Annotated in this window: 25 protein-coding genes; 16 read left to right on the top strand and 9 right to left on the bottom strand. The window is 71.9% G+C overall.

Annotation, left to right across the window (positions count from 1 at the left end; all coding sequences use genetic code 11):
• Positions 1–27: 27 nt before the first annotated feature.
• Complete coding sequence (locus tag BSZ37_RS15490; protein WP_095511422.1) at positions 28–210, top strand: hypothetical protein; 183 nt, start codon at positions 28–30, stop codon at positions 208–210.
• Between the two features lie 116 nt (positions 211–326).
• Here BSZ37_RS15490 and BSZ37_RS15495 read toward each other — a convergent pair whose 3' ends face one another.
• The gene (locus tag BSZ37_RS15495) at positions 327–650 is read right to left on the bottom strand and encodes a DUF2188 domain-containing protein (RefSeq protein ID WP_179299679.1); all 324 of its coding nucleotides are present in this window, start codon (positions 648–650) and stop codon (positions 327–329) included.
• Positions 651–723: 73 nt separating this feature from the next.
• Here BSZ37_RS15495 and BSZ37_RS15500 point away from each other — a divergent pair, with 73 nt between their 5' ends.
• Positions 724–3,051, top strand: coding sequence for a penicillin acylase family protein (locus tag BSZ37_RS15500; RefSeq protein WP_095511424.1), 2,328 nt, complete (start codon positions 724–726; stop codon positions 3,049–3,051).
• 56 nt (positions 3,052–3,107) lie between these two features.
• On the opposite strand, the gene BSZ37_RS15505 is transcribed toward BSZ37_RS15500, so the two are convergent.
• From BSZ37_RS15505 to BSZ37_RS15520, 4 genes are all read right to left on the bottom strand, one after another.
• Positions 3,108–4,652, bottom strand: coding sequence for a glucuronyl esterase domain-containing protein (locus tag BSZ37_RS15505; protein ID WP_095511425.1), 1,545 nt, complete (start codon positions 4,650–4,652; stop codon positions 3,108–3,110).
• Positions 4,653–4,919: 267 nt separating this feature from the next.
• Entirely contained in the window at positions 4,920–5,339 is a 420-nt protein-coding gene (locus tag BSZ37_RS22870) for a cupin domain-containing protein (RefSeq protein WP_095511426.1), read from the bottom strand.
• Between the two features lie 336 nt (positions 5,340–5,675).
• Positions 5,676–6,158, bottom strand: a complete 483-nt coding sequence (locus tag BSZ37_RS15515) for a nuclear transport factor 2 family protein (protein WP_095511427.1) — start codon at positions 6,156–6,158, stop codon at positions 5,676–5,678.
• Between the two features lie 140 nt (positions 6,159–6,298).
• Positions 6,299–7,063 (bottom strand): MBL fold metallo-hydrolase, encoded by a 765-nt coding sequence (locus BSZ37_RS15520; RefSeq protein ID WP_179299680.1) that lies wholly within the window; start codon positions 7,061–7,063, stop codon positions 6,299–6,301.
• Positions 7,064–7,744: 681 nt separating this feature from the next.
• Here BSZ37_RS15520 and BSZ37_RS15525 point away from each other — a divergent pair.
• From BSZ37_RS15525 to BSZ37_RS15535, 3 genes are all read left to right on the top strand, one after another.
• Positions 7,745–8,482 carry a glycosyltransferase family 2 protein gene (locus BSZ37_RS15525; RefSeq protein ID WP_095511429.1) on the top strand — a complete coding sequence of 246 codons (738 nt, stop codon included), beginning with the start codon at positions 7,745–7,747 and terminating at the stop codon, positions 8,480–8,482.
• A complete protein-coding gene (locus BSZ37_RS15530) occupies positions 8,479–10,137 on the top strand; it encodes a DUF6798 domain-containing protein (protein WP_095511430.1) in 1,659 nt (552 codons plus the stop codon). The genes BSZ37_RS15525 and BSZ37_RS15530 overlap by 4 nt, the downstream gene beginning before the upstream one ends.
• A gap of 325 nt (positions 10,138–10,462) precedes the next feature.
• A complete protein-coding gene (locus tag BSZ37_RS15535) occupies positions 10,463–11,239 on the top strand; it encodes an RDD family protein (protein ID WP_095511431.1) in 777 nt (258 codons plus the stop codon).
• A 64-nt stretch (positions 11,240–11,303) separates the two neighbouring features.
• On the opposite strand, the gene BSZ37_RS15540 is transcribed toward BSZ37_RS15535, so the two are convergent.
• Positions 11,304–11,987: a WbqC family protein gene (locus BSZ37_RS15540; protein ID WP_095511432.1), complete on the bottom strand. Its 684-nt coding sequence runs from the start codon at positions 11,985–11,987 to the stop codon at positions 11,304–11,306.
• Between the two features lie 82 nt (positions 11,988–12,069).
• Between BSZ37_RS15540 and cruF the strand changes: the two genes are divergently transcribed.
• The 5 genes from cruF to BSZ37_RS15565 all read left to right on the top strand — a co-directional run bounded on the left by cruF (position 12,070) and on the right by BSZ37_RS15565 (position 16,466).
• On the top strand, positions 12,070–12,888 hold the full coding sequence (cruF, locus tag BSZ37_RS15545) for a bisanhydrobacterioruberin hydratase CruF (RefSeq protein ID WP_095511433.1): 819 nt from the start codon (positions 12,070–12,072) through the stop codon (positions 12,886–12,888).
• Positions 12,888–13,883, top strand: coding sequence for a phytoene/squalene synthase family protein (locus BSZ37_RS15550; RefSeq protein WP_095511434.1), 996 nt, complete (start codon positions 12,888–12,890; stop codon positions 13,881–13,883). Before cruF ends, BSZ37_RS15550 begins: the two co-directional genes overlap by 1 nt.
• A complete protein-coding gene (locus BSZ37_RS15555) occupies positions 13,880–14,629 on the top strand; it encodes a 1-acyl-sn-glycerol-3-phosphate acyltransferase (RefSeq protein WP_095511435.1) in 750 nt (249 codons plus the stop codon). The genes BSZ37_RS15550 and BSZ37_RS15555 overlap by 4 nt, the downstream gene beginning before the upstream one ends.
• Before the next feature lie 86 nt (positions 14,630–14,715).
• Positions 14,716–15,351, top strand: a complete 636-nt coding sequence (locus BSZ37_RS15560) for a tetratricopeptide repeat protein (protein WP_095511436.1) — start codon at positions 14,716–14,718, stop codon at positions 15,349–15,351.
• A complete protein-coding gene (locus BSZ37_RS15565; protein WP_095511437.1) occupies positions 15,348–16,466 on the top strand; it encodes a glycosyltransferase family 2 protein in 1,119 nt (372 codons plus the stop codon). The genes BSZ37_RS15560 and BSZ37_RS15565 overlap by 4 nt, the downstream gene beginning before the upstream one ends.
• Before the next feature lie 75 nt (positions 16,467–16,541).
• Here the strand turns inward: BSZ37_RS15565 and BSZ37_RS15570 are convergent, their stop codons facing one another.
• Both BSZ37_RS15570 and BSZ37_RS15575 read right to left on the bottom strand, forming a co-directional pair.
• Positions 16,542–18,722 (bottom strand): RecQ family ATP-dependent DNA helicase, encoded by a 2,181-nt coding sequence (locus BSZ37_RS15570; protein ID WP_143537683.1) that lies wholly within the window; start codon positions 18,720–18,722, stop codon positions 16,542–16,544.
• Positions 18,723–18,869: 147 nt separating this feature from the next.
• A complete protein-coding gene (locus tag BSZ37_RS15575; RefSeq protein ID WP_095511439.1) occupies positions 18,870–19,445 on the bottom strand; it encodes a C2 domain-containing protein in 576 nt (191 codons plus the stop codon).
• A gap of 127 nt (positions 19,446–19,572) precedes the next feature.
• On the opposite strand from BSZ37_RS15575, the gene hisB reads away from it, so the two are divergent.
• The gene (hisB, locus tag BSZ37_RS15580; protein ID WP_095511440.1) at positions 19,573–20,175 is read left to right on the top strand and encodes an imidazoleglycerol-phosphate dehydratase HisB; all 603 of its coding nucleotides are present in this window, start codon (positions 19,573–19,575) and stop codon (positions 20,173–20,175) included.
• Between the two features lie 9 nt (positions 20,176–20,184).
• On the opposite strand, the gene mazG is transcribed toward hisB, so the two are convergent.
• Positions 20,185–21,033, bottom strand: coding sequence for a nucleoside triphosphate pyrophosphohydrolase (gene mazG / locus BSZ37_RS15585; protein WP_218830528.1), 849 nt, complete (start codon positions 21,031–21,033; stop codon positions 20,185–20,187).
• A 175-nt stretch (positions 21,034–21,208) separates the two neighbouring features.
• Between mazG and BSZ37_RS15590 the strand changes: the two genes are divergently transcribed.
• The 5 genes from BSZ37_RS15590 (at position 21,209) to BSZ37_RS15610 (ending at position 25,781) form a co-directional block, all read left to right on the top strand.
• Positions 21,209–21,718: a single-stranded DNA-binding protein gene (locus tag BSZ37_RS15590; RefSeq protein WP_095511441.1), complete on the top strand. Its 510-nt coding sequence runs from the start codon at positions 21,209–21,211 to the stop codon at positions 21,716–21,718.
• 293 nt (positions 21,719–22,011) lie between these two features.
• Positions 22,012–23,289, top strand: a complete 1,278-nt coding sequence (locus BSZ37_RS15595) for a hemolysin family protein (protein WP_143537684.1) — start codon at positions 22,012–22,014, stop codon at positions 23,287–23,289.
• 91 nt (positions 23,290–23,380) lie between these two features.
• Positions 23,381–24,952, top strand: coding sequence for an SLC5/6 family protein (locus BSZ37_RS15600; RefSeq protein ID WP_179299681.1), 1,572 nt, complete (start codon positions 23,381–23,383; stop codon positions 24,950–24,952).
• A 2-nt stretch (positions 24,953–24,954) separates the two neighbouring features.
• Positions 24,955–25,368: a hypothetical protein gene (locus BSZ37_RS15605; RefSeq protein ID WP_095511444.1), complete on the top strand. Its 414-nt coding sequence runs from the start codon at positions 24,955–24,957 to the stop codon at positions 25,366–25,368.
• Complete coding sequence (locus tag BSZ37_RS15610; protein WP_095511445.1) at positions 25,365–25,781, top strand: YfiM family lipoprotein; 417 nt, start codon at positions 25,365–25,367, stop codon at positions 25,779–25,781. Before BSZ37_RS15605 ends, BSZ37_RS15610 begins: the two co-directional genes overlap by 4 nt.
• Positions 25,782–25,863 lie beyond the last annotated feature (82 nt).

Genomic DNA, 25,863 nt, shown 5'->3' on the forward strand with positions numbered 1-25,863 from the left:
TTCTTTGGGGACCGCTCCGCGCCAATCATGCCGCTCTCCCGCACGCAGACTCGCACGTTCGTCGCCGTCCTCGTCGGCCTCATGCTCGGCCTGTCGGTCCTGGCGACGGTCCTCATCACGCGCGGCTGGGAGAACGAGGCCGTGCAAGAGCAGGTCCGCGAGCAGGAGACGGAGCGGGTGCGGCAGATGCCGAAGTTCTCCGACGACTAGGTCCGCCTCGGGCGGCTCGACGGGCGGCTCGACGGGCAGCCCTCCTCACGCGAGGAGGGGACCTGTCCAGAGACCTCGCGCCCGCTTCCCACCCCTCGCCGAGGCGGGCGGGGTCGCTAGGTCAGCCGTCGGCTGAGGCCGTAGCCGAAGGCCACGAGCGCGATGGCACCGACAGCTGCATAGACCGGCTTCGAGAGCACGGCCTCGCGCCACGACCCGTGCTCGGGCGGGAGTTGGTCGAACGTGTGGACCGTCTCGATCTGCCCCGAGTCGCCGTGGACGACGACGCGGCCGGCGCCGAGCTGGCGGACGTAGCCGGCGGCGCGGTCGACGGCGGCGTCTCGGTCGTCGGTCTCGAACGAGAGCGACGGCGATCCTTCGAGGCGAACGCCCCACCGCTCCTCGCGGGGGACGACGTGGTACACGTTGCGGCTAGGCATGAGGGGCGTGGGGCGGATGGGCTCGGTGTACGCCCGTTTGTACCATCCGGTCCCCCCTGACGGACCCGCACCCATGAAGCGCCTCCTCGCCATCCTGCTCGCCGCCGTCGTGCTGCTCGCCCTCCTCGGCGCCGTCGGCGTGTGGGGCGCGCTGCGCGGCAGCCTGCCCCACCTCGACGGCGAGCACGCCCTCGCCGGCCTGTCGGCGCCCGTGACCGTCGAGCGCGACGCGGCCGGCGTGCCGACGATCACGGCCGCGACCCGGCCCGACGCGGCCCGCGCGCTGGGCTACGTCCACGCGCAAGAGCGGTACTTCCAGATGGACCTCCTCCGGCGGGCGCCCGCCGGCGAGCTCTCGGCGCTCCTCGGCGAGGCCACGTGGCGGACCGACTCGACGCTCGCCGGCCACCGCTTCCGCGAGCGGGCCCTCGCAAGCGTCGCCGCGCTGCCCCCCGACCAGCGGGCCGTCCTCGACGCCTACGTCGACGGCGTCAACGCCGGGCGGGAGGCCCTCGACGCGCGGCCGTTCGAATACCTCGCCCTCCGCCAGGAGCCGGCACCGTGGCGGCCGGAGGACTCGATCCTCGCTGCCTACGCCATGGTCCTCGACCTTCAGTTCGACGGCGGGTTCGGGGTCGAGCTCGAGCGGGAGGCCGTCGCCGCCGCGCTCCCCGAGGCCCTCGCCGACTTCCTCACGCCCCGCGGCGACGACTGGGACGCGCCCATCCAGGGCGACGCGATCGCCCCGCCTCCAATCCCCGCCCCGGACCAGCTCGAGGGCTTCCGCCTCGGCGCCGAGGCGGGCGCGGTCGCCGACCCGCCGACGCCGGGCTCGAACAACTGGGCCGTCGCGGGGGACCTCAGCGAGACCGGTAGCGCCATCGTCGCCGACGACATGCACCTCGGGCTCCGGCTCCCCCACATCTGGTTCCGTGCGTCGCTGGTCTACGGCGGGCGCCGCGTGACGGGCGTGACCCTGCCCGGCGCACCGCTCGTGGTGGTCGGGAGCAACGGCGACGTGGCCTGGGGCTTCACCAACTCGTACGGCGACTTTATCGACTACGTCCGCCTCGTGGACGCCCCAGACCGGCCCGGCCACGTGCTCACCGACTCCGGGAGCGTCGCCGTCGACACGCTACGGATCGACGTGGCTGTGGGCGGGGACGTCCGCCAACTGGTCGTGGTCGACACGCCCTGGGGCCCGGTCACGGCGCGCGACGCCGACGGGACGGCCTACGCCGTGCAGTGGTCGGTCCACCGGCCCGAGGCCACGAACCTCGCGCTCCTCGACGTCGAGACGGCGACGACGCTCGACGACGCGCTCGACGCGGCCAACCGCTCGGGCATCCCGGCGCAGAACTTCACCGCCGGCGACCGGGCCGGGCGGATCGGGTGGACGATTGCGGGGCAGATCCCGCTCCGCGCCGGCCGCGACGGCCGGCGGCCGGTCGACTCGACCGACCCAAACGCACGGTGGGCCGGCTTCCTCCCGCCGAGCGACGTGCCCCGCGTCACCGACCCGGAAGACGGCCGGCTGTGGACGGCCAACGCCCGCGTCGTCTCGGGCGAGGCCCTCGCGGTCATCGGCGACGACAACTACGCCCACGGCGCCCGCGCCCGCCAGATCCGCGACGGCCTCCGCGCCCTCACGCCGCCGATCTCGGAACAGGACCTCCTCGGCATCCAGCTCGACGACCGCGCCGTGCTGATGGGCCGCTGGCGCGACCTCTTCCTCCAGACGCTCGCCGAGGCCGAGCCGACGACGGACCGCGACTCGCTCCGCGTCCTCCTCGACGCCTGGAGCGGGCGCGCCGCGCCCGGCGACGTCGGGTACCGGCTGACGAAGGAGTTCCGCGAGGCCGTGGTCGAGCGCGTGCTCCCCCCGCTGATGGCGCCCGTCCGCGCCCGCGCTCCGCGCGCCGACCTCCCGGCGCGCGACGAGACGCCGGTGTGGGCCCTCGTCACGGAGCGCCCGACCCACCTCCTCCCCTCCGGCCACGCGAGCTGGCAGGCCCTCCTCGAAGACGCGGCCGACGACGTGGCCGACCAGCACGACGTGCTCTCACAGGCGTCGTGGGGCGCGGCGAACACGCTCCGGATGGAGCACCCGATGGCCTCCGCCCTCCCCGGCCTCGGCGACCGGCTCGTTATGCCGGCCGTCCCCCAGTTCGGCGACCAGCGCATGCCGCGCGTCTCGGGCCCCGACTTCGGCGCGTCGCAGCGGATGGTCGTGTCGCCGGGCCACGAGGACCGCGGGATCTTCCAGATGCCCGGCGGCCAGGCCGGCCACTTCCTGTCCCCCTACTGGGGCGCCGGCCACGACGACTGGGTCGAGGGCCGCCCGAGCCCCTTCCTGCCGGGCCCGACGGAGTGGACGCTCACGCTCACGCCCGCGGGCTGACCGAGGCGGGCGGAGCCAGCCCCCTCCGCCTCGGGCGTCATATGGAGGCGGACGCCCTAGAAGCGGACCATCGTCCGGGCCTCGTCCACGCCGTCGATGCGGAGGCGGTAGACGTAGAGGCCGGCCGGGAGGGCCTGGCCGGCGTCATCCTGTCCAGCCCACGTCGCGGTGTGCTCGCCGCTCGCACGGACGCCGTGGACGAGCGTGCGGACGCGCCGGCCCAGCGTGTCGAACACCTCGAGCGTCACGGGGCCGGGCTCGCGGACCACGTAGTCGATCGCCGTCCCGCCGCCGAATGGGTTCGGGCGGTTCGGGCGCAGGCTGGCCGTGTCCGCCTCGGGGCCGTCGCCCGTCGACACGTTCATCGCGAGCTCCGGCGTGGTCCATGGGATCCACTCCGAGAGGTCGGCCTCGTAGGGCGTGGTCGCGACGTCGGTGTCCGCCTCGGTGTCGCCGAGGAGGAACTTGTCGACGAACGCCTCGACCTGCGGCCGCTGGCTGGCCGGGAGCTGGCAGTGGCTGCCCCCGACGATCGAGTACCCGAACCGGTCCGGGACGCCGAGCCCGGTCCAGACCTCCTTCGCGGCCGCGTTCGACACGTCCGCCGACTCGGCCGCGAGCCAGTCGATGCTCGGGTTGTTGAGGACGAGGAGCGCGCGGGGCGCCACCAGCGCCATCAGTTCGTGGTGGTCGTAGGGGAGCGTCTCGGGCTGGCCGCCGAAGAGCGTGATGAACGTCCGGCTGAACCACGACCCATTCGTCCGGTTGAGGCTCTCGACCTCGTAGGGCAGGGCGGCCGAAACGCGCCACGCCGCGGCGCCGCCCCCACCCGGCTCCTGGGCGATCGTCAGGGCGATCCGCTCGTCCTGCGCCCCCGTGAAGAGGGCGATCTTTCCGGCGAACGAGCACCCCGTCACCGCGAGGTGCGACGGGTCGATGTTGAGCTCTGGCGTCCGCTCGATGGCGTCGATGATCCGGCTGATGCCCCACGCCCACGCCGTCATCTTGCCGACGCTGGCGCCGTACGAGTTCCCCTCCGGGTACAGGCCGTAGTACGGCCCGCTTCGGCTCCCGCCGTGCGTGTCGCCCGAGATGTCGCCGACGTTGAACTGGACGGTCGCGACGTCCCGGCCGGTGAAGATGTCGGACGGGAGGCTCCCCGTCGGACCGGCCACGCCGATGACGGCCGGGAACGGCCCGTCGCCAGACGGCACGTTGACTGGCGCCGTCATCGTCAGCGACCGGGTCCCTTCAGTGACGGTGATCGTGAGCTGACCGCCGGCGTAGCTCACGTCGAGGTTCTCATCGCTCGGCGGCGCCGGCTTGTAGCCGGCCTCGTAGTACCCGATCTCTTTCAGGATCTCGGCCCGCCGGCACTGCCAGTCCGAGAAGGCCGTGATCCGGCCGCTCCCGTCGGACCACTCGAACGGGTCCGGAAGACTGGCGATCTCGGGGAGCTGCTGCCAGCCGGGGAGCGGCGGGGGCGGGCAGTTCGCGCCCGTGTGCTCGACGTCGTAGACGAGCGGGACGTCCTGGGCGACGGCGGCGGTGGCGAGGAGCGCGCTTCCTAGGAGCGCTACCAGGGCGAGGCGGGCGGTCATGGTCGGATCTGCGGAGTGGGGTCGGCCGGCGGGGGACCGCAGAATACATCTGATCACTTGTCGACCCCACGCATCCCGTCTGACCTCCTGCGCGTCCAGGAACGCCCTCCGACTGCGCGGCCCCGACGACGGACCGGACCCACCGAGCCATCGACCGAGGCGGAGGCATCGGGCCACTCGGGGACGTCCGTTGCGGAGCCGATGCGAAGCCCTCAGGACGCCGCGGACGGGAGACCCAGACCGGACGGCGCGGCCTCCACGGTAGACTTAGAGCCCCTCCTGCCTGTAGACGATGAGGCTCACCAGGTCCTCCTCGCCGATCTGTCGGAAGCCATGTGAGCTCCCGGTCCGCGTGAGGATCGCCATCCCGGGGCCCACCATGGACGTCGATCCGTTCATCGTCAGCTCGCCAGTGCCGCTCAGGACGTAGCAGATCTCATCGTGGCCCTGCTCGTGGTACCCGATGGCCGCGTTGGAGTGGAGAGCCCGCTTGAGGAAGACCCATTCGAGCCCGGGAGCGTCCGCGAAAAGGGACAGGCCGTCGTATCGCCCCCTCCGTCGTACGGCACGGGCTGGCGCGTCGTGACCTCCTGCGCGGCGGGTGTCGTCAGCATGCCCCCGAACACCGCGAGGCCGACGAGTGAAGGGGATCGTCTCATGAAGACGAGGGGGGTACCCGCGTTCCATGGCACAGCCGCACCCTTCACTCCGGGGCACGCGACGGTGCGAAACGGGGCGATCAGGAGGTCGCTGATGATGGCGGGCCCCTGCCCTCCATCGGCCTCGGGGGAGTGTCGGGTTTGCCTGGAGCCGTCAGTCCTCCCGACACGACGCCCGAGGCTGGTGGAGTCGTCCACGCGAGGCGAACCCTCATGGACAGGACGCGCCGCCCACTGAGTGGCGATTCAGCCGCCACACGCGGCACGGCGGCCGGACGGCGCGGAGGACGCGCCGACGACCGTAGAAGACCGAACGCTGACGCGCCGGGGCGGCCTGCAAGCGCGGGATCGGTCGCCTCGGCTCTCAGTTCGACGGTACGACGTTCGCGTGACGGGCGATCATCCGCCACGTCCCTTCCTCCTTCATCCAGACGTTCGTGAACCGCCGCTGCACCGTCTGTCCCGCCAGGGGGGCGTCACCGGCCGGTACGACCGACTCGGTGCCCATGACGACGACCACGTCCCCGTTCCGACGGACCTCCTCGACCCGCCGCTCGAAAGTGGCGTACCGGATCAGCCCGCGCTTCACCAGATCGAGTACGTCTCCCCGGCTGACGGAGACGCGGCTCTGCGGGTTGTTGACGATGAGGGCCTCCGACCACAACCCCTCCAACGCGGCGGTGTCCCCGGCCAGGACGGCTTGGCGCTCCTCCTCGTCGAGGGCCCGAACGATCGTTTCCTCTGCGGCCCCACCGGGGGCTCCTTGCGCGCAAGAAGCGCTTGAGAGGGAGACCCCAAAGAGGGGGCTTAGCACCAACGCGGCGAAAAGGCGTGCAAGCTGGTTCATTGTATTGCCGGCCGTCCGGGGTTTAGGGGAGAGCAGCCCAACAACTGAGTTGTGCCGCGCGCCAGGTGGCGCCTTCTCGGGCGCAGTGGTAGCCCATTGCCAAGGACTACAGCTGCCCGAATACGAGGCAAAGGCAAAGATCAGGGCAAATCGATCACCGACCCCACACCTGCATACACATAACCGAGGCCAAATACACGTCTGAGTACTGCAAATGCAAGCTCTCCAGTACAGTGGCCTGGCGCAATGCGGCCGATCTTCCACGTCTCACGGAGCGACACGGCGAGCCGTTCAATTTCTCGCTGCGGTGTGGTAACGAGATGCAGCCCCCCGACAATCATCGATATATCCGGACTGTGCCTTTTCACCGAGGCAATAATTTGTTCAATTCCTGGATGAGAACATCCGACTAGCACTACCTGGCCATTTTCGGTGTCGACAACCAGTGACAGCTCTGACGTCTCGCCAAATTGATGAGTATTGGAAACATTCCTAACCAACCAGAAGCCTGGCGCTATCTCTGTACTGTCCGAGACGTGGACAAAGTTCGCTCCAGCCCACGCGCTCCCATGGGGGATCAACCCAGGCAATACGCCGTTGAAGTAGCGCATCTCCGTAGGAAGCGACGAATCAGGTTGCCTGAAGAAGATGGATGGAGTGGGTCCTCCAAACGCCTCATCGTCCGGCACGTAAACCTTGACCGTGGGATTTACGGCTAGTAGGTAGCGAAGCCCGGACGTATGATCGCCGTGACGATGCGAGACTACCACCGCATCCAGGCGACCCAGTTCCACTCCTAGCTGCCGGACGTTCCTCTCGAAACCGGCCGAGTCGTTGCCGGTGTCAAAAAGAATCCTCTTCCCTCCGTACTCGATCAGGGCTGAATAGCCCCAGTCTTGATGCAAGTCTGCGCTCGACCCAAACGCATCAACCAGTACTGTTATACTGCCACGATTACGCAACCCATCTATTGCCGCACTAGCTTGGCGCGCCAAACAAAAACATCCCGAAGCAAGAATTATTATTAGAAAATATTTACGCATTTCATTCACAGTATGTTATTTGGAGATTGACATATACTGAATTATGCCGTGACGCCTAGTCATCGCCGAGTTTGGCGGCCCTCTCTGCATCCGGTGACTGCCGAGCTGAGCCATTCGGTCCAGTAGACCGAGACGTCGAACGGCACCCGCACACAACCGCCCCGCCTTCCACCGTCCGTCCCAGGTGCCGCCGGCCCACTTGACCCGCCGCGCCATGTCCGCCTCCCTTGCACCACGGGGCCGACGACCACCGTGTCCGGCCAGGGGCGTCACTCGCGGTCGTCCATGACCCGTCCCACCGTCGGCGCGGTAGTGGACGCACACGAAGGGGTCGCCGAAGCGGTCCACGAGGTGGCGCGTGCCATGCTTGCCGGGACGGAGGGTCTGCTCGACACACATACGAACCCGCGAAGGCGAACTCCAGCAATGTAGAGCCGACGACCTGACCGCCGATCGTACCGAGGTCGCCTGCCTCGGCGGCACCCCGGGCAGAGTCGCGTGGTCTTGACCGGCGCCCGGGCGCGCGCGGTCGGATCTTCCGGCATGCCGCCCGCCGTCTCCCTCGTCCTCCCCGCCTTCAACGAGGTCGAGAACCTTGAGGACGCCGTCGCCCAGGCTCGCGGACCGCTCCAGGACATCGACCCCGCCTGGGAGCTTGTGATCGTGGACGACGGCTCGGACGACGGGACCGGCGCCCTGGCCGACCGGATCGCCCTGGCCGACCCGCACGTTCGCGTCGTCCACCACGCCGAGAACCGCGGGAAGGGCGTGGCCCTCCGGAGCGGCGTCGCCGCGGCCCGCGCCCCTGTCGTCGCCTACACCGACGCCGACCTCCCGTTCGACATGGAGGCGTTGGGGCGCGCCCACGCCCGCCTCGTCGAGACTGGCGCCGACCTCGTGGCCGGCCTCCGCACCAACCGCGAGCAGTACTCGCTGCGGCGGCGCGTCCTCTCGGGCACCTACAACGCCCTCTTCCGCGCGCTCCTCGGCGTCCCCCTCGACGACGTCGGGTTCGCGCTGAAGGTCATGCGGCGGGAGACGTTCGAGCGGGCGGACCTCCAGAGCGACGGGGGCTTCATCGACGCCGAGTTGATGGCGTGGGCCCACCGCTCCGGCCTCTACATCGAGCGGGTCGGCGTCGAGTTCACGCCGCGCGTCCGGGGCACGTCGACGATGGCCGAGCCCGCGTCCGTGGCCGGCATCCTGCGGGACCTCATGCTGTTCCGGCTGGGCCGCCTCCGCCCGCGCCGCGCCGCGCTTCCCCGCGAGACCCCGGCATGACCGATCGGCTCCGCCGCCTCGGTCCCCCCCTGTTCGTCGTCGTGGGGCTGGCGGCGGCCGTCTACTGGCGCGTCGGCTACGCGTACGGCGTCGGCGACCACGAGGAACTGATCCCCCAGCTGCTCCGGCTCCTGGACCCGTCGCTGTACCCGCGCGACCCGTTCCTCGTCGCCGAGGAGCAGGCGTTCAGCGTCCGGTTCGTATGGCTCTGGACGCTCCGCGCGGCGTGCCTCGTGGTGCCGCCGCCCGTCGCCGTGTTCGGCTTCAGCGCCCTCGCGTGGGCCGCCGTGTGTGGGGCCGCGTTCCGGCTCGTGGCGACGCTCGTCCCGAGCCGCGCCGCCGCCGCGCTCGCCGTGCTCGCGGCGATCGCCACGATCTACTGGACGCCTGGGAGCAACGCGCTGTGGTCGGCCACCTACGCCCCCGAGTCGATCGCGTGGGCGCCCGCGCTCTGGGCCGTCGCCGTGTTTTTTGAGGACCGGTGGACGCTCGCCGCCGTCCTCCTCGGCGTGACAGCCTGGATCCAACCCCTCATGGGCCTCCAGCTCGGGCTGATGCTCGGCCTCGTCGCCCTCTGGCAGATGGCCGACGGCGCCCCCCTCGGCGCGCTCCGCCGGGCCGTCGCGTTCGGCGCCGTCGTGTTCGCCGTCGCCTCCCCGATCCTCGTCCCGACGCTCCTCACCCAGGTCGGCGCCGAGCCGGTCCCCGACGACGGCCTCTCGACGTTCTTCGTGACGGCGTGGCTCCGGCAGGCGCACCACTACCTCTGGACCGCCCAGCCGGTCGGCACGCTCGTCCGGTTCGCCGTGCTGATCGCCGCCGGCGGGGTCGGCCTCGGCGTGCTCCTGCGGGGAGCCGGCCCGGCCCAGGAGTCTCTCGAGGCGGGCGGAGTCGTCGGTGGGCCCCGGCCGCGGCACATCCGAGTCGCGGCGCGGACGCTGGCCGTGATCGCCGCGCTCGTGGCCGTCTACGTCGCCATGACGGAGGGCGCCGAGAGCCTGACGGTCGCCAAGATGCAGTTCTTCCGCCTGACGCTCGTGGCGAAGCTGATCCTGCTCGCGTGGGCGGCGGGCGCGGCCGTGGCGGTCCTCCCTGCTGGTGGGCGGGTCCGGGCTGAGGCGCTGTTCAACAGCGCTGCCCTCGGGTGGAGCGTCTCCTTGGGCCTTCTTGCAATAACGGTTTTCCTTGTCGTCCTCGACGTCGGCCGCCCCGGCGCCCTGTGGGGACCGCGCGCCCACCGCGAGGCCGCTGTTTACCCCGCCGAGCGCTGGATCGCCGAGCACACGCCCCGCGACGCCGTCGTCCTCGTCCCCCCCACCACGACGACGTTCCGCGTCCACGCCCGCCGCGCCGCTGCCGTCAACTTCAAGCCGACGACGTTCCGCGACGCCGCCATGCACCGGTGGCTCGCGCGGATCCTGACGGTCGCCCCGACCGACCTGCCCGCCCGGAGCGGCGGCCTCGACGCGGTCGTCGCGTGGCGCGCGTCCCTCGACTCGGCCTATGCCGCCCACACGCCCGCCGAGTGGTCCGCCCTCGCGGAGACGTTCGACGCCGACTACGCCCTCGTCGACCGCTCCATCACGCCGACGCCGCCCGCCGGCGCTCCCGCGTTCGCCACCGACCGCTGGGCTGTCTACCGGCTGCGTCGGTGAGGCGATCTGCCGAACACAGGGGAGCGAACGCGCCCCACGCCGATACGACACGCGGCAGGGTTGATCGGCCGCCCTACTTCCCTACTGTGTCATCCTGAGCGAGCGCAGCGAGTCGAAGGATCTCTGGTGCGACTGGATCTCAAGCTGACGCCGAGAGCGCGCATCGAAGCCATGCTCGCCAGAGACCCTTTGACTCCGGGCTACGCCCTCCGCTCAGGATGACACGCGGACGGAGCACGGACGACTCAGACGCCTCCGCCCGCCTCGGGCGGCTACCCGAGGCGGACGGCGCGAACGTCTGTGGGCCCCGGCGCTATCCTCCGGGATGGACCTCTCGCTCGACATCCGGACGGCCCAGAACGTCCCCCTGGCGCTTGAGCCGGCGAGCCTCGGCCAGCGCATCCTCGCCACGCTCGCCGACGGCGTGATCGTGATCGCATGGTGGATCCTCGTCCCGGTCGTCCTCGCGGCGCTCGGCGTAGACCCCGGGACGGCCGTGATCGTCGTGGTCTACGTCCTCCCGCCGTTCCTCTACCACCTCGCCTTCGAGGTCCTCCTGGAGGGCCGGACGCCGGGCAAGCTCCTCCTCAAGACGCAGGTCGCCCGCGTCGACGGCGCGCAGCCGACGCTCGGGCAGTACCTCCTCCGGTGGCTCCTCCGGTTCATCGACGTGACCGCGTCGAGCGGCGTCGTGGCCGTGGCGACGGTCGCGCTGACGCAGAAGTCGCAGCGCCTCGGCGACCTCGCGGCCGGGACGACGGTCGTCCGCCGCCGCCGCGTGCGACTGGAGGAGGTGCTCTACCCCCGGGCGCCCGAGGGCCACGTCGTCGAGTTCCCCGAGGCCGAGCGCCTCAGCGACGCCGACGTGCGGACGCTCCGGGCCGTGCTCGTCCGGCTCCGGCTGTCGTCGCGCGACGCGCGGGCCGTCGCCCTCGCCCGCCGCGCGAAGGCCGCCGTCGAGCGCCGCCTCGGGCTGGAGCCGGTGCGGATGCCGCCCGAGGCGTTTTTGAAGGCCGTCGTCCGCGACCACGTCTTCTTGCTGGACCGGCTGGCGGGCGGAGCCGTCGAGGCCCAGGAGCCCGACGACGATCGTGTGGCCTGAGAGCCGCCCGGTCCTTCGCGGAGCCACCCCTCCTCAGGGTGTCTCGTGGACGCACAGGGGGCCCCTACGCCCGCACGTCTCCGACCCCGCGGATGCTCTCCCGCAGCACGTCACCCGAACGCGGGCCGTGGTTCATGACGAGGTCCAGCACGCCGAGGCCGGCGACGAACCCGTCGTGCGTCTGCCGCCGCTCCCGCTCCTCGAACCGGAGCACGCGGACGCGGACGCCCGCCGGCACGGACTGGCGGTCCGACTCGGCCGACTCCGGCAGCGTCAGCAGCGTGTCGACCTCGGCCGCCTCGGCGACGCCGCGGAGAGAGTCGGGCGCGTTCGGTAGCTCGGAGGCGCGGCCGATCTCGACCGGCGCCTTGAGCCACCGGGCCGTGAAGGCGACGGAGGCCGCGGCGACGTCCGCCAGCGAGCCGGGCGTGGCGAGGACCGCCTCCCACTCCGGCGCGACGTGCTCGTAAAACGGCGCGAGCCCGTACGCCGCGCGGAGCGCGTGGGCGTAGCGCCGCCGCCAGCCGTCGTCGACGACCTCGACCTCGGCGAGCGGTTGGCCGAGGCCGGCGTGGCGGCGCGGGACCGTCAGCCACTGGCGGCCCTGGCCCGTCCGGATCCGCGTCCGGTTGTGGCCGCCCTGGCGCGAAAACGGGAACGTGTCGGCCAGGACGAACCGGTCGGCCGCGAGGAGGAGCGCGGCGTACTCCAGGCGGGGAGCGAACTCGGGCGGGCGGATGGCCGTCACGGCGGACTCAGGAGGTTCACGAGCGGAACGCCGACGATCTTAGCGCCGTCCGCGCCTCCCCATCCCCCATCGTGCCCCGCGCATGACTTCGCGCCGCGTCTTCCGCCTCACGTTCGGCCTGTTCGCCGCGACGATCGTGTTCGCCATCCTCGGCACGCTGTCGCTCTACATCGGGCCCGTGCGGGAGTTCTTCCTGCCCTACTACGAGACGCTCGTGGCCGCGCCGACGTGGACGTACATGGCGCTCCTGCCGGTCGTCTCGCTCGCGCTCTACTGGGAGGACCTGGGCGTCCGCCGCTCGCTCCTCTTTTTGCTGGCGGCGAGCGTGATCGGCGCCGCGTCGGAGCTCCTGGGGACCAACTTCGGCATCCCGTTCGGGGAGTACCACTACACCGACCGGCTCGGGGCCAAGATCCTCGGCGACGTCCCGTACTTCATCCCGACGAGCTGGTACGCGCTCGGCGTGCTGAGCTACGACCTCGCGGGGCGCCTCGGCGGCGGGCGGGTCGCGCGCGCGCTCGGCACGGCCTTCTTCATGGTCGTGTGGGACGTGTCGCTGGACCCGGCGATGAACCAGGGCGGCGGGACGTTCGTGTTCTGGGAGTACCCGGGCGGCGGCCCGTTCTACGGGATGCCGTGGGTGAACTGGGTGGGCTGGGCCGTGACCTCCATCGCGATCTCGTTCGCGTTCGACGCGCTCGGCGGGATGACGCCGGCCCCGAGCGCGTTCGTCGCGCGGTGGGCGCCCGTCGTCTACGCCGTCAACGTGCTGTTCCCGATCTCGATCTGCCTCCTCTACGGCCTCCCCACTGCCGGCGTCATCGGCATCGCGACGCTCGCCCTCGCCCTCGCGCTCGTGCGCTGGCGGACGCCGAGCGCTCGGGGTGTCGCCGTGGTCTGATGGAGATCGCCTCGCCCCTGCTCCCGACGCTCGCGCCGGCGACCCGGAAGGGCTTCGCGGCGCCCGAGGCGCCGCCCGAGGGCGCGACGCGGCGCGAGGAGGACCGCTACCTCCGCCGCGCGTTCCGCCACCACAGCCGAACGTTCTCGCTCGCCACGCGGCTCCTCCCCCGCCCCGAGCGCCTGCCCGTCGCCACGCTCTACCTCTACTGCCGGACCGTCGACTCGCTCGCCGACGAGCGGGCCGTCGTGATCGGCCCCGACCGCGCGCTCGCCGAGGTGGACGCCCTCGAGGCCGCGCTCGACCAGACGCTGGCCGGTCGTCCACCGACCGGTCCGCACGCGCTCCTGTGGCGCCGCCTCGCCGAGGTCCACGCCGCCTACGACCTGCCCGCGCTCCCACTCCGCCAACTCCTGGACGGGGCACGCTGGGACCTCCGGGGCCGGACCGTGGAGACGCGCGCCGACCTCCTCGCCTACGCCGACCTCGTAGCCGGCTCCGTCGGCGCCGCGATGCTCCCGTTCCTCGTCCGCGACGACGCCGACCGCGCCCGCCTCGACGCGCCGGCGCGGGCCCTCGGCAACGCGATGCAGCTCACGAACATCCTCCGCGACGTGGGCGAGGACTGCCGCGACCTCGGCCGCTGCTACCTCCCGACCGAGGACCTGGACCGCCACGGGCTCGACCTCGACGCGCTCGTCGACGCCGGCCCGCCCGTCCCCGACGCCTATGCCGCGCTCTGCGAGGGGCTGATGGCCGAGGCCGAGCGGCTCTACGACGAGGGCGGCGCGGCCATCCCCCTGCTCCGCCGCCGCGCCCAGCCCGGCATCCACGGCGCCGCCCGGATGTACCGCGAGTTCCTCAACGGCGTCCGCGCCAACGGCTACGACAACCTCTCACGGCGCGCGGCCGTCCCGCTCCGCCGGAAGCTCCGCGTGCTGCTCTCGAACGACTACGCCGTCCGCCGCGACCGGCTGGCGACGGCGGCCCGGTGAGCGCCCGGCCCGACGGCGCACCCGACGGCCTCGGCGCCCGCCTGGCGCGTCGGTTCGCCGAGCGCGCAATCCGCGGGGAGCTCGACCAGTTGCGCCGCGTCGTCGGCGTCGGCGGCGTCGAGCGCGACCCGGCGCCCGGCCGGCCGCTCGTGGTCTACGCCAACCACCACGTCTACCCCGACAGCTTCTTGCTGTGGCACCTCGTCACGCAGGTCTGGGAGCGCCCGATGATCGTGTGGATGGAGGCGTGGGACCGGGCGCCGCTCTTCGGCCCCGTCGGCGCCCTCCCCTTCCCGGACGGCGACGCCCGCCGCCGCGTCCGCACGATGCGCGAAACGACGCGGCGGATGACGGCCGACCCGCGGACGGCGCTCTACCTCTACCCCGAGGGCTCGATGCGCGTGCCGGAGGATGGCCTCGGCCCGTTCCGCGCCGACCTCGGCCGCCTCGCCCGCGTGCTGCCCCAGGAAGTCGCCTGGGTGCCCGTCGGCGTCCACGCCGGGTGGTGGGGCGAGAGCCGGCCGACGGGTGTCCTCGCCCTCGGGGAGCCTCACGACGCTCCCGACGGCACCGAGCCGGCCCGCCTCGGCGCCGCGCTGGAGGCGGCCCGCGGCGCCCGTCCCGATGACCTCCCCCGTGACGGTGCCGAGGCGGTCGTCCTCCGCGACGGCCGCCCCGGGGCCGACGAGCGGTGGGACCTGTCGCGCCTGGCGCCTCTCTACGAGCGGTGGACGTTCCCGACCTGAGCCGGCGTGAATCGTTCGTGCCCGGAGCTCACGGGAGACGGCCTCCGTCTAGGTTCCCGTTCGTGACGGACGCCCCCCGACTCCCGATGCTCCTCCTGCTCGTGGCCCTCGTCGGCCTCGCCACGCCCGCGGACGCCTCGACCGTCCGCGACTCGCTGACCCACTACTACGTCCGCCAGGACATCGAGGCCGTCGACCGGCTCTACCGCACGAAGGCGCGGACGCGCGAGGACCGGCTCCTCTGCCTCTACCGCCTCTACCCGATGACGCTCGACGAGCGCTACCTCGCCGACATCCCGTCCGAGGACGGCGTGACGTCGGCCCGGGAGCTCGCGCTGATCTCGGCGCTGTGGGCCTACCGCGCGTCCAGCGGTCCGGCGTGGCGGCTCCCGACGTACGGCCGCCGCTCCGAGCGGATTCTGGACCGCGCGCTCGCCCGGGACCCGACGGAGCCGTACGCGCTGCTCGTCCGCGGCCAGGGCCTCTACTACAAGCCCGGCATCTTCGGCGGCGACGTGGCGGCGGCGCAGCGGACGTTCGAACGGCTCCGCCAACGGGTGAGTGGGCGCGGCGTGCCCGGCCTCCACCCGTTCGAGGCCGAGGTCTGGATCTGGATGGCCCTCCGTCGACAGGACGAGGCGGCCGGGGCGCGGCTTCGGCAGCGGCTGCTCGCACAGAACCCGCCGAGCATGTTCCGCCAGTTCCTGGTCGACCCTCCGTGACGCCGTTCGAGGTCCTCCTCGGCACCGTCCTGGCGATCCACGCGGCCGTGGCCGCCGTGCTCGCGATGAACCTCTGGTCGGTCGCCCGCGACCGACGGCGGACGCTCCCGACGGATCTCCCGACCGTGTCAGTCCTCGTCCCGGCGCGGAACGAGGAGGCCAACCTCCGCGCGCTCCTCCCGACGCTCCTCGCCCAGCACGGCGTCGAGGCCGAGTTCGTTGTCGTCGACGACGCCAGCGACGACGGGACCTGGGATGTCCTGAAGGCGCACGCCGACCCGCGCCTCGTCCCCGTGCGGGGCAGCGGACCGCCCGAGGGCTGGGTCGGCAAACCGCACGCGCTGTACCAGGCGGCGAAGCGCGCGACCGGCGACGTGTTCGTTTTCCTCGACGCCGACGCCCAGCTCCGCGACGACGGCGCGCTCGCCCGGCTCGTCGGCCGGTGGGTCGCGAACGGCGGGGCCGGCACGGCGATGACAAGCCTCCCCCGCTACCTCGACCGCGGCCCGGCGGCCCTCCTCACGAGCCTCGTCCCGTTCGCCGTGCTGGCGGCCTTGCCGATCCCGCTCGTCCCCCGCGTCCAGGCCCCGTCGCTGAGCGCGCTCAACGGCCAGATCTGGGTGATGGGCGCCGACGACTACCGCCACCTCGCGCCCCACGAGGCAGTCAAGAACGACGTGCTGGAGGACGTCATGATCGGCCGGTACCTGAAGCGCTCGGGCGTCCGCCTGTACTTCCAGAACCTCAGCGGCGAGGTCGCCGTGTGGATGTACCGGTCGTTTGAGGAGGCGTGGCGCGGCTTCCAGAAGAACGCGGCGCTCCTGGCGGGGGGGAAGCCGGGCCGGCCGGTCACGGTCGAGTTCGTGGCCTTCTTCCTGCTCTACACGCTGTCGTGGGTCGTCCCGAGCGTCTTGTGGGTCGGCGGCACGGCCGGACTGTGGGCGCTGGCGACACTCGTCGGGATCAAGCTGGCGATCGACCGGGCCGGGCGGTTCCCGCTGTGGGTCAGCGCGTTGGCGCCGGTCACGCTCGCCCTCGGCGCCGCGCTCCTGCTCGACTCGGCGCGGGCCCACGCGACGGGCCGCGTCTCATGGAAGGGCCGCGCCGTGAGCTGACCCCGCCCGCCTCGGCGCCGAGGCGACGGGACTCGGATGTGGGGATGGGTGGCGCTCGGGGCCCATCCGCTCCCCCTACTCCGCCTCGGCGACGAGGCCGAGCACGTCGGCGCCGTAGCGCTCCCACTTGGCCGGGCCGACGCCAGAGACCGCCAGCATCTCGTCCTCCGAGGCCGGCCGCGACTGGGCGATCGCGCGGAGCGTCTTGTCGTTGAACACGACGTAGGGCGGGACGCCGTTCTCGCGGGCGAGCTCGGCGCGCCACGCGCGGAGCGACTCGAACAGCACCTCGTCGTCGGCGTCCAGCTCCCCCGACGGCGCGACCGAGGCGGACCGAGACGACGACCGGCTGGTCGACCCGAACGCCGGCACCTCGACGTCGATCGCGTCGCGGTGGTCGAGCGCGTGCTCGCCGAGCGGCGTCATTTCCACGACCGGGTACTCGTCGCCGCCGATCCGCAGGAAACCCTTGAGCAGGAGGTCCTTGTAGATGCCGTCGACGGTCCCCTGCCCGAGCGTCCCCAGCTTGCCGTAGTAGGGGTGGCTCTCGTACTTGTCCATCCCCTTCGCCTTCGAGCCGGCCAGGATCTTCGCCAGCGTCAGCCGGCCGACGGGCCACCGCAGCTTGCGGACGGCGTCGAGCAGGCCGAGCGCGATGCGGGACGCCATCGGGAGTTCGTCCCAGTCCGGGATCTCGCCCGGGGTGCGGTTCTGCAGCTTCGCCCGCTGGCGGCACGCGTCGCAGCAGTCCTCCGGCGACACGAGCGTCTCGGCGTCGTCGCCGAAGTGGTCGAGGATCGTCCGCCGCCGGCACTCCGAGGTCTGCGCGTAGCGGACGATCCCCATGAGGCTCTGGAGCTGGTCGTCGCGGTGCTTGTCGACCGACTGAAGCGCGCGCTTGACGTCGCGGTCGTTCCAGGTCTTGGGCTCCCAGCGAGCCGGGCCGGCGCGGTGGTCGCGTTCCTCGAGCGCGCCGGCGTGCGTGAGGCGGCGGAGCACGTTGGGGAGCTTCGAGGCGTGGACCCCGGTCGCCTCGGCGGTCTCGAGGAGGAAGTCGGCGTCCGAGACGCCCGGCTGGTTCCAGTCGAACGCGTCGCCGAGCGCGGCGGCCTGCTCGTCGAGGCTCGCCGACTGCCGCTTGATGTGGTTCCAGACGCGGCGGAGGTCGTCGGGGCTCGGCGCGCCCTGCTCGATGAACCACTCCTTGAGTTGGCGGTCCTGCGGCGCGTACAGGAGGAGAGCCACGGCGGGGCGCCCGTCGCGGCCCGCGCGTCCGGCTTCCTGGTAGTAGCTCTCCAGTGTCGAGGGGATCGACCAGTGGGCCACGAACCGGACGTCGCCGCGGTCGACGCCCATCCCGAACGCGTTCGTGGCGACGACCGTCTGGAGCCTCCCGCTCACGAACTGCTCCTGGACGTGGGCCCGCTCGGCGTCGGGCAGGCCGGCGTGGTAGGCCTCGCACGGCCGGCCGGCCTCCTCCCGGACGAACCGGGCGAGCGCCTCGCAGTCCTTCCGCGTGGCGACGTAGATCAGCCCGGCGTGGCCCTCGTGGTCGTGGAGGAACCGGCGGAGGACCTGCCGCTTCTGATCGGCCGTCGCCGTGGCCTTGACCTCAAACCGGAGGTTGGGCCGGTTGAAGCCCGTCACGAGGCGGGCCGGGTCGCGGAGGTCGAGCTGCGCGGCGATGTCGCCCTGGACGCGCGGCGTTGCCGTCGCCGTGAGCGCCACGCAGGGCGGGTCGCCCATCCCCTTCCGCGCCGACGCGATGGCGAGGTAATCGGGCCGGAAGTCGTGGCCCCACTGGCTCACGCAGTGGGCCTCGTCGACGGCGAGGAGGGCGACGTTCGTCTCCTTGAGCGTCCGCTGGAAGCTCTTGAGGCGGATCCGCTCGGGCGCGGCGTAGACGAGGCGGAGCCGGCCGGCCCTCAGATCCGCCAGCACCTCGCGCCGCTCGGTCTGGGTCTGCGACGAGTTGACGTAGGCCGCCGCGATGCCGCGGGCCCGGAGCGCGTCGACCTGGTCCTTCATCAGCGCGATGAGCGGCGAGACCACGACGGTCACGCCCTCGGGCTTGAGGAGCGCCGCGAGCTGGTAGACGAGGCTCTTGCCGGCCCCCGTCGGCATCACCACGAGCGCGTCGCGGCCCTCGATCACGGGACGGATGGCGTCCTCCTGGCCGGGCCGCAGGCCCTCGAACCCGAAGTGCTCGCGGAGCGCGGCGCGGAGGGCGTCGGAGGCGACGGTCGGGGCGGTCACGGTCGGGGCGGGAGGCACGGGCACAGGGTACGAACGGGCCCGGAACCGGATCGGCCGAGCCCCGACCAAGAAGCGCGCGGCCCCTGACAGATCGCCTGTCAGCCCGCCGCCTTCACCGAATCGTCCCGCCGGGCCCGCCTCGGCGCGCTAGTCGAGAAAGCGGACCGTCACGCGCACGTCGAAGTCGGCGATCGCGTCGCCGTCGAGGTCGAACCCGTCGAGGCGGACCACGTCGGCCTGGTCGTCGACGATGGCCGGGGCGATGTCGCGGAGCGTGAACACCTCCGACTCGGCCATCGGGTCGTCGCCGGTGGTCGGGTCGTAGTCGAAGAGCGCGACGTAGAGCGGGTCGTCGAGGTCCCGGACGATGTAGCCGGGGTCGACCTCCCAGATCAGCGGGAAGTCGGCGACCTCGACGTTCTCGTACCACGCGCTGCTGGACGACGGCGCGGACACGATGTCCCCGTCGTCGCGCGGGTTGAGCCGGTCGTCGCCGGGGCGGCTCACGTAGTCGACGAAGTCGTCGAACAGGCGGAAGTAGATCTCGGGCCCGTCGCTGAGCGGGTTGTCGCCGTCCCATCCCTGCCCGGCGACGTCCGACAGCGGCGCGTCGTCGACCACGATGCGGAGGATCTCGGCCGAGCGCGGCGGGCCGTCTTCGACGGTATCGCAGCCGGGGGCGATGAGGAGGAGTCCAAGAACGGCGAGCGGAGCGAAGCGCATCGGGGCGGGAGCTCGAAGAGAGGAGGCGGGACGATACGGCCGCGGCGCTCGTCGGATCCGTCACATCGCCCGCCTCGGAGCCGAGGTGGAGGGAGCCGGCGGGGCCGGATCGGGCCTAGCTTCCGGGATGGCCCCGCTCCCCCCCCGCTCCGCCCGCGTCGAGCGCCAGACGGCCGAGACGACCGTCCACCTCACGCTCGACCTCGACGCCGCCGACCCGACCTACCGGAACGCCACCGGCGTCGGGTTCCTCGACCACATGCTCGACCTGTTCGCCCGCCACGGCCGGTTCGGGCTGACCGTCGAGGCCGAGGGCGACCTCCACGTCGACGACCACCACACGGTCGAGGACGTCGGCATCTGCCTCGGCCGCGCGCTCTGGGAGGCGCTCGGGGACAAGGCCTACGTCACGCGCTACGGCGAGGCGACGGTCCCCATGGACGAGGCCCTCGCCCGCGCCGTCGTCGACCTCTCCGGCCGGTCGTACCTGGTCTTCGAGGCCCATTTCGACCGCGAGCGCGTCGGCGACCTCTCGACGGAGCTCGTGGAACACTTCTGGTGGAGCGTCGCCGAGCACGCCCGGCTCACGCTTCACCTCGACGTCCTCCGCGGCCGGAACGACCACCACCGGATCGAGGCGCTGTTCAAGGCCGCCGCCCGCGCGCTCCGCCAGGCGGTCGCCCGCGACGCCGAGGGCGACCGCCTGCCAAGCACGAAGGAGGCGCTGTAGCGGCAGCCGTCAGCGCGGCTCCTCCGCCTTCGCGGCGTCCCACGCCGCGTCCATCTCCTCCAACCCCGCCTCGGCGAGCCGGTCGCCGAGGTCGGCCTCGACGGCGCGGAACCGCCGCGAGAACTTGGCCACGGTCCGGCGGAGCGCAGTCTCGGGGACGACGCCCCGCAGCCGTGCGTAGTTGACGACGGCGAAAAGGAGGTCGCCGACCTCGTCCTCGAGCGCGTCGAGGTCGGCGGCCTCGCGGACCTCCTCGGCCTCCTCACGGACCTTGGCCCACGCGTCCTCGGCCGTCGGGAAGTCGAATCCGACGGCGGCGGCCTTCTCCTGGACCCGCTCGGCGCGGAGGAGCGCGGGGAGCGCGTCGGGCACCCCATCGAGCGCCGACGGCCCGGCCTCCTCCGTCCCCGCTTCGGCCCGCTCGGCGCGCTTGATGGCCTCCCAGTTGCGGAGGACGTCGCCGGTCCCGCCGACGACCTCGTCGCCGAACACGTGCGGGTGGCGGCGGACGAGCTTCGTCATCTCGGCCCGCATGACGTCGGCGAGGTCGAACGTCCCGTCGGTCTCGGCGATGTGGGCGTGGAAGAGGACGTGGAGGAACAGGTCGCCGAGCTCTTTCTTCGTCTCGTCCGGGTCGCCCGCGTCGATGGCGTCGACGAGCTCGTAGGCCTCCTCGATGGTGAGGTGCTTCGTCGAGTCGTGGGTCTGCTGGACGTCCCACGGGCACTCGCGGCGGAGCCGGCGGACGATCGCCACGAAGTCTTCGAACAGGCGCGCGTGGGCGGCGGCTCGGTCGTCGTCGCTCAGCCCGAGGTCGGCGACGTCGTAAGGGAACGGGGTGTGACGCAGGGTTGGCACGGTCTCCGGATATTTTTGGTCTCGCAGGTTACGCCGAGGCTCACGCGTCGGTCTATCCTGCCCGATCCGTCCCCGGACGGATTCCCCGAACGGCCCGCTGGCGCCTCTGCCAGACGGGCGGATTCATGTACCAGAGAGCGTCTCCAACCCCACGCTCTCGCACCCCCCAGCCATCATGGCACGCGGAGTCAACAAAGTCATCCTCATCGGCAACCTCGGCCAGGACCCCGAGCTCCGGTACACCGGCAGCGGCACCGCCGTCTGCAACATGCGCCTCGCCACGACCGAGACGTACAAGGACCGGGACGGCAACCAGGTCGAGACCACCGAGTGGCACAACGTGGTCGCGTGGAGCCGCCTCGCGGAGATCTGCGGCGAGTACCTCAAGAAGGGCTCGCAGGTCTACTTCGAGGGCCAGCTCCAGACCCGCCAGTGGGAGGACCGCGACGGCAACACGCGCTACACGACCGAGGTCAAGGTCCGCGAGATGACCATGCTCGGCGGCCGCGACTCCGGCGGCTCGTCGGGCGGCGGCGACTACGACTTCGACCAGTCGAGCCCGCAGCAGCGGTCGTCGTCCAACGGAGGCGGTGGCGGCGGTCAGCGTCAGCAGCCGGCCCGCCAGTCGGCCCCGGCCCAGAACGACGACTACTCGTTCGAGCCGGACGACGACCTCCCGTTCTGATCGTCGGCCCGCCTCGGCGCCGAGGCGGGCCGGGTTCCGACAGGACGCCCCGTACCGGGCGGCCGCCTTCGGGTGGCCGCCCGGTTCTCGTTTCCCACACCGCGCCCGCGCAGAAGGTCCACGAACGAGGCTAGGCGCCGAAACGTCCGGCCTTTATCTTCGTTGACCGGCCTCCCGCCGGGTTCGCAGGGCTCCGGCCCGTTGTTTCGCCTGGTCCACCCGCCTTGGACCCCGCCTCTAGTCTGGCCCTCGCGGCCCTCCCTCTCGCCGACGTCCTCCCTAGCCCTACGGGCTTGGCGATTCAGATCGGCGCGTTCGTGCTCCTGCTGGCCCTGTCGGCCCTGTTCTCGGGGTCCGAGGTGGCCCTGTTCTCCGTGTCGGCCGGCGACCGCGAGGACCTGGGGGACGACCCCGGCACCGACGCGGCCCGCGTTCGGAAACTGCTCGACCGGCCGCGGCGGCTCCTCGCGGCGATCCTCCTGCTCAACACGATCGTCAACGTCGGCGCGGCGATCCTGTCGACGCAGCTCATGCTCGCGGCGAGCGTGGCGTTCGCGTGGGAGCCGTGGGTGGCCCTCACCGCCAACGTCGTCGGGCTGACGTTCATCCTCCTCGTAACGAGCGAGATCGCGCCGAAGCTGATCGCCAGCCGGCAGCCGGTTCGGTTCGCGCGGACGGTGTCGGGCCCGCTCACGCCGTTCATCCGTTTCGTCACGCCGCTGGCGGACCTCCTGGCCGCGCTCGCCTCGGCGGTCCAGTCGCGGTTCCGGCACGAGGCCGAGCCCCTGTCCTCCGACGACATCAAATCGATGGCCGACGTCGGCGAGGCCGAGGGCTCGATCGGCGAGGAGGAGCGGGCGCTGATTCACTCGATCGTCGAGTTCGGCGAGACGACGGTCCGCGAGGTGATGGTCAGCCGCGTCGACATGCAGGCTCTGGGCGCCGACGCGAGCCTCGACGAGGCGCTCGGGCTCATCCGCGAGAGCGGCCACTCGCGGTTCCCCCTCTTCCGCGAGCACCTCGACAACGTGCTCGGCGTGGTCTACGCCAAGGACCTCCTCCCGTCGCTCGACGGGGAGGGCACGACGCCCGACTGGGAGGCGATCGCCCGCCGCCCGCTCTTCGTGCCCCCGACCAAGACGCTCGACGACATGCTCGCCGACTTCCAGGGCTCGAGCACGCACATGGCGATCGTCGTCGACGAGTACGGCGGGACGGCCGGCCTCGTGACGCTCGAGGACCTGCTGGAGGAGGTCGTCGGTGAGATCCGCGACGAGCTCGACGTCGACGACGACCGGCTGGTGCACGCCGTCGAGCCCGGCGTCTTCCGCGCCGAGGCCCGGATCGACCTCGACGACCTCGCCGAGGCGGTCGGGGTCGAGCTCGACACGGACGACTTCGACTTCGAGACGCTCGGCGGGCTCATCCTCCACCTCGCCGGCGACATCCCGTCGCCGGGCGACGAGGTGCGCCATGAGGGTCTGGTCCTCCGCGTCGAGTCGGTCGAGGACAACCGGATCCTCGACGTCCGGGTGGAGACCGTGCCGGAGCCCGAGACGCCGGAGGCGTAGGGAGGGCCGGGCGCCACGCCGGAGCCCAGGCGGCCCCGGTCGAATCGGGCGAGCGGCCGTAGCTTCGCGCCTTCACACCGTCTCCCCCCACGTGGCTGACAACGACTCGTCCACCGCCGAGCGCGGGGCCTGGAACTCGAAACTCGGGTTCATCCTGGCCGCCAGCGGCTCGGCCATCGGGCTCGGCAACATCGTCTTCTTCGCGTCGAACGCCTACCAGTTCGGCGGCGGCGCGTTCTACCTGCCGTACTTCATCGCCCTCTTCGTGCTCGGCATCCCGGTGATGATCGCCGAGTTCTCGATGGGCACCATGACGGGGCGGAGCTTCCCCATGGCGCTCTCGCGGCTCGTTGGGAAGAAGGGCGAGTTCGTCGGGTGGTGGTCGCTGGGCAGCGCCCTGTTCATCACGATGTACTACGTCGCGATCCTGGGGTGGGCGTTCTGCATGATGGTCGGGGCCATCTTCGGGCTGATGGAGCCCGGCGCGACGGCCCCCTTCGACCCGTTCCTCGAGCCGTCCGCGGCGCCCAACGCCCAGGTCTACTTCTTCGGCCTGCTCGCCTCGTGGTGGCCGATGCTCGCCGTCCTCGCGGTGTGGGGCCTCACCCTCGTCGCCCTCTGGAAGGGGACGGAGACCATCGAGAAAACGGTCCGGGTGGCGGTCCCGTTGATGTGGGTGTTCATGATCATCCTCATCGTCCGCGGCGTGACGCTCCCGGGCGGCACCGACGGCGTGATGTACCTGTTCACGCCCGACCTGGCCGGCATCGCCCAGCCCGACGTGTGGAAGGGCGCCTTCAGCCAGATGTTCTTCTCGCTGTCGCTCGGCCTCGGCACGATGACGGCCTACGCGAGCTACCTCCCGAAGGACTCGGACCAGGTCAACAACTCGTTCATGGTGAGCCTGCTGAACTGTGGGTTCGAGTACATCGCCGGCATCGCCATCTTCTCGATGCTGTTCGCGTTCGCGCTGAACCCGGTCGGCGGGACGCTCTCGCTGTCGTTCTTCGCCATCCCGCAGGGGATCGCGGCGTTCCCGTTCGCGACGAAGGTGTTCGGGTTCGCCTTCTTCTTCCTCATGGTGATGGCCGGCGTGACGAGCGCGATCTCGCTCGTGGAGGGCATGGCAAGCGCGGTCATCGACAAGACCGGCACGAGCCGCGCGTCGGCGCTCGCGATGGTCGCCGTGCCCGGTGTCATCGGCTCGGTCATCACGACGCTCCCGTTCATCGTGGACCCCGGCCTCGGCGGCAACGGGACGGTCGGGCTCAACTTCCTCGACATCCTCGACCACTGGGCCTTCGGCTACAGCCTCCTCGCGGTGGGCCTCATCGAGTGCGTCCTGCTCGGCTGGGTGTTCGGGGCGGACCGGCTGCGGGCGTTCGTGAACCAGCACTCGAAGCTGAAGCTCGGGGCCTGGTTCGACGTGCTGATCAAGTACTTCATCCCGGCCGTCCTCCTGACGGTGATCGTCTGGAACCTCTACCTCGACCTGTTCGGCGATGGGGGCCTGTACGGCTCGTCATACCCACTCGGGCCCGTGTCGTGGTTCCCCGTCGTCATCCCCATCGTCTGGATCCTCGGCACGCTGGGCCTCGCGGCCTACCTCACGAGCCGTCCCTCGGCCGAGGAGCCCGCCGAGCCCGTCTTCCCCGCCGTCTAGCCATGCGCCTCCTCCCCCTCCTCCTGCTGCTGGCGGCGGCGCCCCTCGCCGCCCAGAGCGTCCTGAGCGTCACGCCCGAGCAGCCGACGCGCGGCGAGCCCGTCACGGTCACGTTCAGCGAGCCCGTCGACTCGGTCACGGTGACGTACCGGCCGGGCGCCATCACGGCCCACGCCGAGACGTTCACGCCCGGGACGGCCGCGTTCGAGTTCACGCCGACGCGGGCCGGCGTCGTGTCGGTGGCCTCGGGCGATGCCGCGCAGAGCCTCTCGGTCCGCTTCGTCGGCACGCCCGTCAGCGGCCTCGTGGTCATGATCCTGGCCGGGCTGATCCTGTTCGGCGGCGCGGCGCTCTCGCTCCGGGCGCTCCTGGCCGACGGCCACGAGATCGACCCGACGATGCGGCCGGACACGTGAGCCGGGCGGCTCTCGCGGCCCTCCTCGCCGTCGCGACGGCCTCGGCCCAGCCGGTCGCGCCGCGCTACGAGTCCGTCCGCCTCGGTGATGCCCTGGACCCAGCCGAGTCGGTCCGCGCCTCCACCGAGGCGGAGTGGCCCGGACCGCCCCCGGACGACTGGCTGGGGCGTGACAAGGCGCTCCACGCCGGCGGCTCGTTCCTCATGACGCTCGCCGGGCAGTACGTCCTCACCGACAAGGGGGCGCTCTCGAACGGCGAGGCGTTGCCGGTGGCCGCGGGCGCCACGCTCGCCCTCGGCCTCGCGAAGGAGGTCCTCGATTCGCAGCGTCCCCGGGACCCGCACTTCTGCTGGCGGGACCTCGCCGCCGACGCGACGGGCGTGGGGCTAGCGGCCCTCGTGGTCGGGCTGTAGGTCGTCGCGCGAAGATTGCGATTCGGGCACCCCGGGGCGGGCCGCCGCCGTTAATCTTCCTCCCCGGCCTCCCCCCGCCCCC

The sequence above is a fragment of the Rubrivirga marina genome (genome assembly GCF_002283365.1).
In the GTDB taxonomy this organism is placed as follows: domain Bacteria; phylum Bacteroidota; class Rhodothermia; order Rhodothermales; family Rubricoccaceae; genus Rubrivirga; species Rubrivirga marina.